Source organism: Loigolactobacillus iwatensis (genome assembly GCF_003950295.1).
Classification (GTDB): Bacteria; Bacillota; Bacilli; order Lactobacillales; family Lactobacillaceae; genus Loigolactobacillus; species Loigolactobacillus iwatensis.
In genome coordinates this window covers 1-5,503 of record NZ_RHNP01000068.1, presented here as the reverse complement: position 1 = coordinate 5,503, position 5,503 = coordinate 1, and the positions used below count along the sequence as shown (strand labels likewise).

Annotated in this window: 4 protein-coding genes; all 4 read left to right on the top strand. The window is 40.5% G+C overall.

The window, feature by feature from the left end:
- Window positions 1–330 precede the first annotated feature (330 nt).
- The 4 genes from EKM98_RS11775 to EKM98_RS11760 all read left to right on the top strand — a co-directional run bounded on the left by EKM98_RS11775 (window position 331) and on the right by EKM98_RS11760 (window position 5,113).
- Window positions 331–987 carry a serine dehydratase beta chain gene (locus EKM98_RS11775; RefSeq protein WP_125982735.1) on the top strand — a complete coding sequence of 219 codons (657 nt, stop codon included), beginning with the start codon at window positions 331–333 and terminating at the stop codon, window positions 985–987.
- 14 nt (window positions 988–1,001) lie between these two features.
- Window positions 1,002–1,898, top strand: a complete 897-nt coding sequence (gene sdaAA / locus EKM98_RS11770) for an L-serine ammonia-lyase, iron-sulfur-dependent, subunit alpha (RefSeq protein WP_125982734.1) — start codon at window positions 1,002–1,004, stop codon at window positions 1,896–1,898.
- Window positions 1,899–2,275: 377 nt separating this feature from the next.
- Window positions 2,276–4,084 (top strand): coiled-coil domain-containing protein, encoded by a 1,809-nt coding sequence (locus tag EKM98_RS11765; protein ID WP_225418585.1) that lies wholly within the window; start codon window positions 2,276–2,278, stop codon window positions 4,082–4,084.
- 180 nt (window positions 4,085–4,264) lie between these two features.
- Window positions 4,265–5,113 carry a fructosamine kinase family protein gene (locus tag EKM98_RS11760; RefSeq protein WP_125982733.1) on the top strand — a complete coding sequence of 283 codons (849 nt, stop codon included), beginning with the start codon at window positions 4,265–4,267 and terminating at the stop codon, window positions 5,111–5,113.
- The last annotated feature ends 390 nt before the right edge of the window (window positions 5,114–5,503 follow it).

Sequence of the window (5,503 nt, the reverse complement as noted above, 5' to 3'; positions counted from 1 at the left end):
TGAGCTCTTTTTCTGCACAAAAATCCTGTTAATAGTTTACCATTTGTAAACTATCAACAGGAAAAAGTATAGAGCCACTAATTCTTGAAGTTAAGCACGTAAGACAGCCGTTTGTAAGGTTGTATTATTTGGTTGGTGATAGAATTGACTCCTTGGTCCATTTCTTTGCCAAAAATGCAGGGTACGGGACAACCGAGGACTAGCTGCTTGTTTAGTTTGGAACCTAACATTAACGTTTGCCTAAAAATAGTCTAAGAAGAATCGCATAGTCACAGACAAAAGAGTCGTTTCGCTGTAAACTTATAGCAAGATGAAAGCGAGGTTATTAGGGTGACTACTAATTATAAAAGTGTCTTTGATATTATTGGGCCGGTTATGATTGGACCATCCAGTTCTCATACTGCCGGTGCGGTTGCAATTGGCCAGGTGGCCCGTAAAGTTTTTCAAAGTACACCTCGAGAAATCGTGGTGCATTACTTTGAATCATTTGCACAAACGCACCGGGGACACGGGACAGATTACGCCATCGTAAGTGGTGTGCTAGGTTTTTCTCCTGCTGATGCCCGCGTGCCCCAAGCGGTTACGATTGCTCGGCAGCAACAGATCAAGGTAGTCTTTAAAGAAGAAAAGGGAAAAAGTCCAATTGGGCACCCGAATACGGCAGTTATTCAATTAAAAAATGCACAAAAGTCAATTGAAATTGCAGGTTGTTCAATTGGTGGTGGCACGATTGAAATTCGACGAATCAAAGTGGGCGAATTTGATATCCAACCACAGGGCGCTTTGCCCGTTTTACTAGCTTTAGATGATGACCGAACTGACCAGCTACTACTTGAACAATTAGAAGTGCTGACCGGGATTAATTACCATCATATCTATGTAGCAGACACTGGGCGCCAACTAGCTGAATTTGACCTGAATAAGCGACTTAAACAAGATGAAGTAAGGGCACTGAGCAGTACGGTAGCAGAGCTGATTTATTTATAAAGTGGGGATGACAAATGTTTACTTCAATTGAAGAATTAGTGGCAGCGGCTGTTAAGCAGCACGTAACGTTATCGGATCTCATGATTGAACAAGAAATGCAGAATACGAATAACACTAAGGATGAGGTTTGGACGGCAATGGAGCGTAATTTGGCCGTGATGGCTGACGCGGTAAAAAAGGGTGCCAGCGGTGAAGGCGTTTATTCACAAACGGGCCTGACCGGCGGTGAAGCAGTCAAGCTGAAGAAATACCGTCAATCGCATCATACCTTGGCTGGTGATACTGTCTTGGAGGCGGTTCAAGATGCCATTGCAACGAATGAAGTCAACGCCTCAATGGGTGTTATTTGTGCCACACCAACGGCCGGTTCATCAGGAACGCTACCTGGTGTTTTATTTATGTTACGTAAACGACTTAATCTCAATCATGAACAACTAGTTCGGTTCTTGTTTACCGCCGGGGCGTTCGGCTTAATTATTGCCAATAACGCGATGATCGCTGGGGCAACTGGTGGCTGTCAGGCAGAGGTTGGTAGTGCATCGGCAATGGCTGCGGCCGCTGCAGTTGAAGCCGCTGGTGGAACGCCACAACAATCAGCTGAGGCCTTGGCGATGGCGCTGAGTAACCTGTTGGGCCTAGTTTGTGATCCTGTTGCTGGCTTGGTAGAATTACCTTGTGTTAAACGAAATGCGATCGGTGCGGGGAATGCTCTGATTGCTGCTGATATGGCATTGGCTGGCTTGACTAATAAAATTCCGGCCGATGAAGTTGTTGCGGCAATGAAGAAGATTGGTGACGATATGCCCCAAACGCTACGTGAAACTGGCCTAGGTGGCTTAGCAGCAACGCCAACTGGAATTAAAATGAAAATGCAGATTTTTGGAAAATCAGTTGATCTAGGTGGTGTTTAAAAAACACTTGGATTCTATTTGGCAATTGACTATTATTATTGGCCGCGTTAAGGCAGCTGATTGAATTAAAACCAACCGACGTCTGAATTGTGCTTAGGTACGCTAATAAATTTGCTGCGGGGGAGTAGAACCGGGACATTTTCTAGGTCTTTCAGAACATTCTTGCAAAATTAATTTAACATTCTTAGATTGAACATTAAGGACTATAAAGCAACGATAATTGGTGTTTTTAGGTGAACCGGTTAAATCAAAAGTTGATGTTACCGTGTTCATGCATTAAAATTGGGTCAATAAGTTGTTTTAAACTGTCATACGCTATTATATTCAGGCAGTTAGCCGAAAGTAACAAACTTCGGCCGATAAAAAAAGAGACGGAGATGGAGATTACGAGCCAAACAAAAGAAGATCAAAAAGCGGCCAACAATACTAGTTTAGATGATATTGTGGCCACATGCTCCGAGACCGAGGCCAAGCTAGCTGATCTTGAAAATCAGGTTAAAGACGTACGCGATCAGTTAAAACAGCAACTGACGACTGAGCGAACTACGCTACTGAATAAAATTAACAAAGTTGTCCCTGAAATTGAAGATTTGAAGAAGCAGCACACGGCTGATGAGGCCAAGTTAGTTGAACTAAAGAAAAAGGTTCAGGATCAAACAACTGTTCAATACGCGAATGTCCAAAAGCAATTCTCTAATTCACAAACAGAATTAGAGACAATTCAAAAGCAGCAACGCGATGTTCAAACGTCATTAAATGATTATAATCAGCAGACTGATGCCGCTAATAAAAAATTATCTGGTTACCAGGATGAAGAAGCCGAAATGGTAGATAAAATTAAGCAAGAAACTGATTTGACCAAGATGATTGAACTGGCAGAACGGCAAAAGAGTCACGTTCAGGCGTTAAATGCTAAAAAGGCGGATGTTAAGGGCCAATTGGACGTTATTGACGTTAAAATTAGTAATGCCAAGGGACGACTAGAAACGCTGCCTAAGGACGAGGCCGCTATTAAAGATAAGCAATCAGTTTTGGCTGAACAAATCAAAAGCTTGAAGGCCCAGATTAAAGCAAAACAAGATGCTCGTGATCGTGAACGGGATGCAACGGCTAAACAATTGGAAAAATTGCAAAGTGATTTGACTGCTAACCAAAAGCGGTATGATCAGTACACTAAGCAACTCAAAGAAACCAAACAGAAATTGGCCAGCTATTTTAATGTGCAGCAATCTATTCAAGCAGTTAAATTAGATAAACAACGGCACTATTTTGCCTTGGCCAGTGATTTAACCCCTGATTTAGCTAGTCGCTATCCAGATACACTAGATCAGTTGAAGCGTAGTTTTGATCAAATTGGAGCCACGCCGACTGTTGTGACGACTAAATACAATGATTATTTGACTAAGACATGGCAACAATATAAGAAATTCGGTTTAGTTAGCGCTGATAGTCAACTTTTGAATCTATATCAGTCATTGCAGGAAACAGAAAAGCCAGGTACCGTTAAGGAAGACATTATTCCCCAGAATGCTGATTGGCAGTACGTTAAGGATGACGCAACGCACTCCGAAACGGTTAAGAATGAAGACGACCAGCCAGTTATGCAGGTGAAGCGACGGGCTGATAATAGTTTGTGGTATGTGTTGTATTACAGTCAGGGAAAAGTGATCAAGCGGGACGTTTTCGACTTAAAGGGTCAATTATCCGCAACGCAATATCTCGATCAAAAAAATGTTAATCGCGTTGTAAGCGAAAACTTCTACCGAACTAATGGTAGTTTAGTCTTGGTCAAAGAATATAATGATGATAATAAAGAAACAATTCAGCTTTTAAATGAGTCTGGGATTTTATTAGAGGTCTTCTCGTCAGAAAATGAGTTAGTTATTTGGTGGCTACGTAACATGGTCTTTACAAATGGCGATAACACAGTGGTTATTGACTTGATAGATGATTTTTACACCTATCTGGCGGAGAATACACCAGATAACGTGACGCTATTACCAGTGGTGACGGATTATGACAAGGCGCAGCCAGCATTAAATACGATCCTAACTGGTCGAGTAACCGTAACTGGTTTGCTAACAATTGATGAAAAAACGTATGATCAAATTGTAAGTGATAGTCAGGTATCCCTGCGTGCCAGTTCATTACCTAAGCTCAGTAGAAAAGAACAGGTTACGGAGTAGCAGTTAATAAGAGAGTCAGAAAAATTAGGGCAGGATTTTTTTTAATGCTTAGTTTTTCTGATTCTTTTTGTTTGCCCTAGGAGACACTATGATTTGAGTAGACTTTTAATAATGGTCATTTGCCGTTAACAGGATATTACAAATCTGCAAAATGGTCCTTAGAAAACTTAGGAGGTAGCGATGAAACTTACTCAAGAATGGTTAGCACAGTTACCGTTGACTGGAATTGAAGAAGTTAGGCCAGTCAATGGGGGTGATATTAATCAAGCGTACAAAATTAGTACATCCACTTCACGTTATTTTTTAAAAGTTCAGCCAGAAAATAATGCAAACTTTTTTAAGCATGAGATTAACGGATTACAAAATTTGGCAAAGGTTGTTGTGACGCCTAAAGTTATTGCCAGTGGGACTATTGAAAATGCCGGTTATCTTATTTTGGCTTGGTTAGATTTTAAGACCGGCAATGATGCGGAACTTGGTCGGGCAGTTGCAAGCGTTCACCGCTTGACCGCACCACAATTTGGTTTGGAAAATAATTTCACTGAAGGAATGCTGCCCAAAATTAATACTTGGCAAGCGAACTGGGCGGATTTTTACGTTAATCAGCGTTTGGAACCGTTAGTGCGATTGGCAAAGCAAAAACGATTATGGAATACACAACGGGAAAGGTTAGTAAAACATCTCGAAGAAATAATTTATCAGGATAGCCGGACAAGAAAGATTACACCTAGCCTACTTCACGGTGATCTTTGGCGGGGAAACGTAGCTTTTTTAAAAGATGGAAGACCTGTGTTAATCGATCCTGATATATTTTATGGAGACCGCGAAATGGATTTGGCAATGACAAAATTATTTGGCGGCTTCTCAGCTGATTTTTATACAGCCTATAATACAGCATTTCCCTTGCCGGAGAACTATCAGAAGCGAATGGCCTGGTATCAAGTTTATTATTTATTGGCGCATTTAAATTTGTTTGGGGAACGGTATGGCTCTTCTTTAGATACTGTTTTAATAGAAGCCGTAAAATAACTTTTAAAAAAAGTCCTTTTTTATTTGACAGAAATCAAAAAGCATAGTATATTATTTGAGTTGTCAATTTTATGAGTTTTCTACAGCAAATAAAAAAGTTCTTGACAACAAATTAGATTCTTGCTAAACTATAAAAGTTGTCGCGTTAAGCAAACTTGAATATTGATTGAATAAAAATTCAAATTATTACTTGACAAGCAACTGCTTAATCTGCTATACTGATTGAGTTGTCGCTGACAATGATTCAACAGAAGTAGACCTTTGAAAACTGAACAAAGTTTCGACAAATCAAATGTGTAGGGTCTTTTTTTAGCCGTTCTTCGGACCGGTTGGAAGAAGCAAACATTTGCGAAGTCAATTCAATTTGAATTATAACTCGCTAGCAACAAA

What these genes read in the sequence shown, in the direction of transcription:
- EKM98_RS11765 (WP_225418585.1), top strand. Translation starts at nt 2,276, where the DNA reads ATGGAGATTACGAGCCAAACAAAAGAAGATCAAAAAGCGGCCAACAAT.
- EKM98_RS11760 (WP_125982733.1), top strand. Translation starts at nt 4,265, where the DNA reads ATGAAACTTACTCAAGAATGGTTAGCACAGTTACCGTTGACTGGAATT.
- sdaAA (WP_125982734.1), top strand. Translation starts at nt 1,002, where the DNA reads ATGTTTACTTCAATTGAAGAATTAGTGGCAGCGGCTGTTAAGCAGCAC.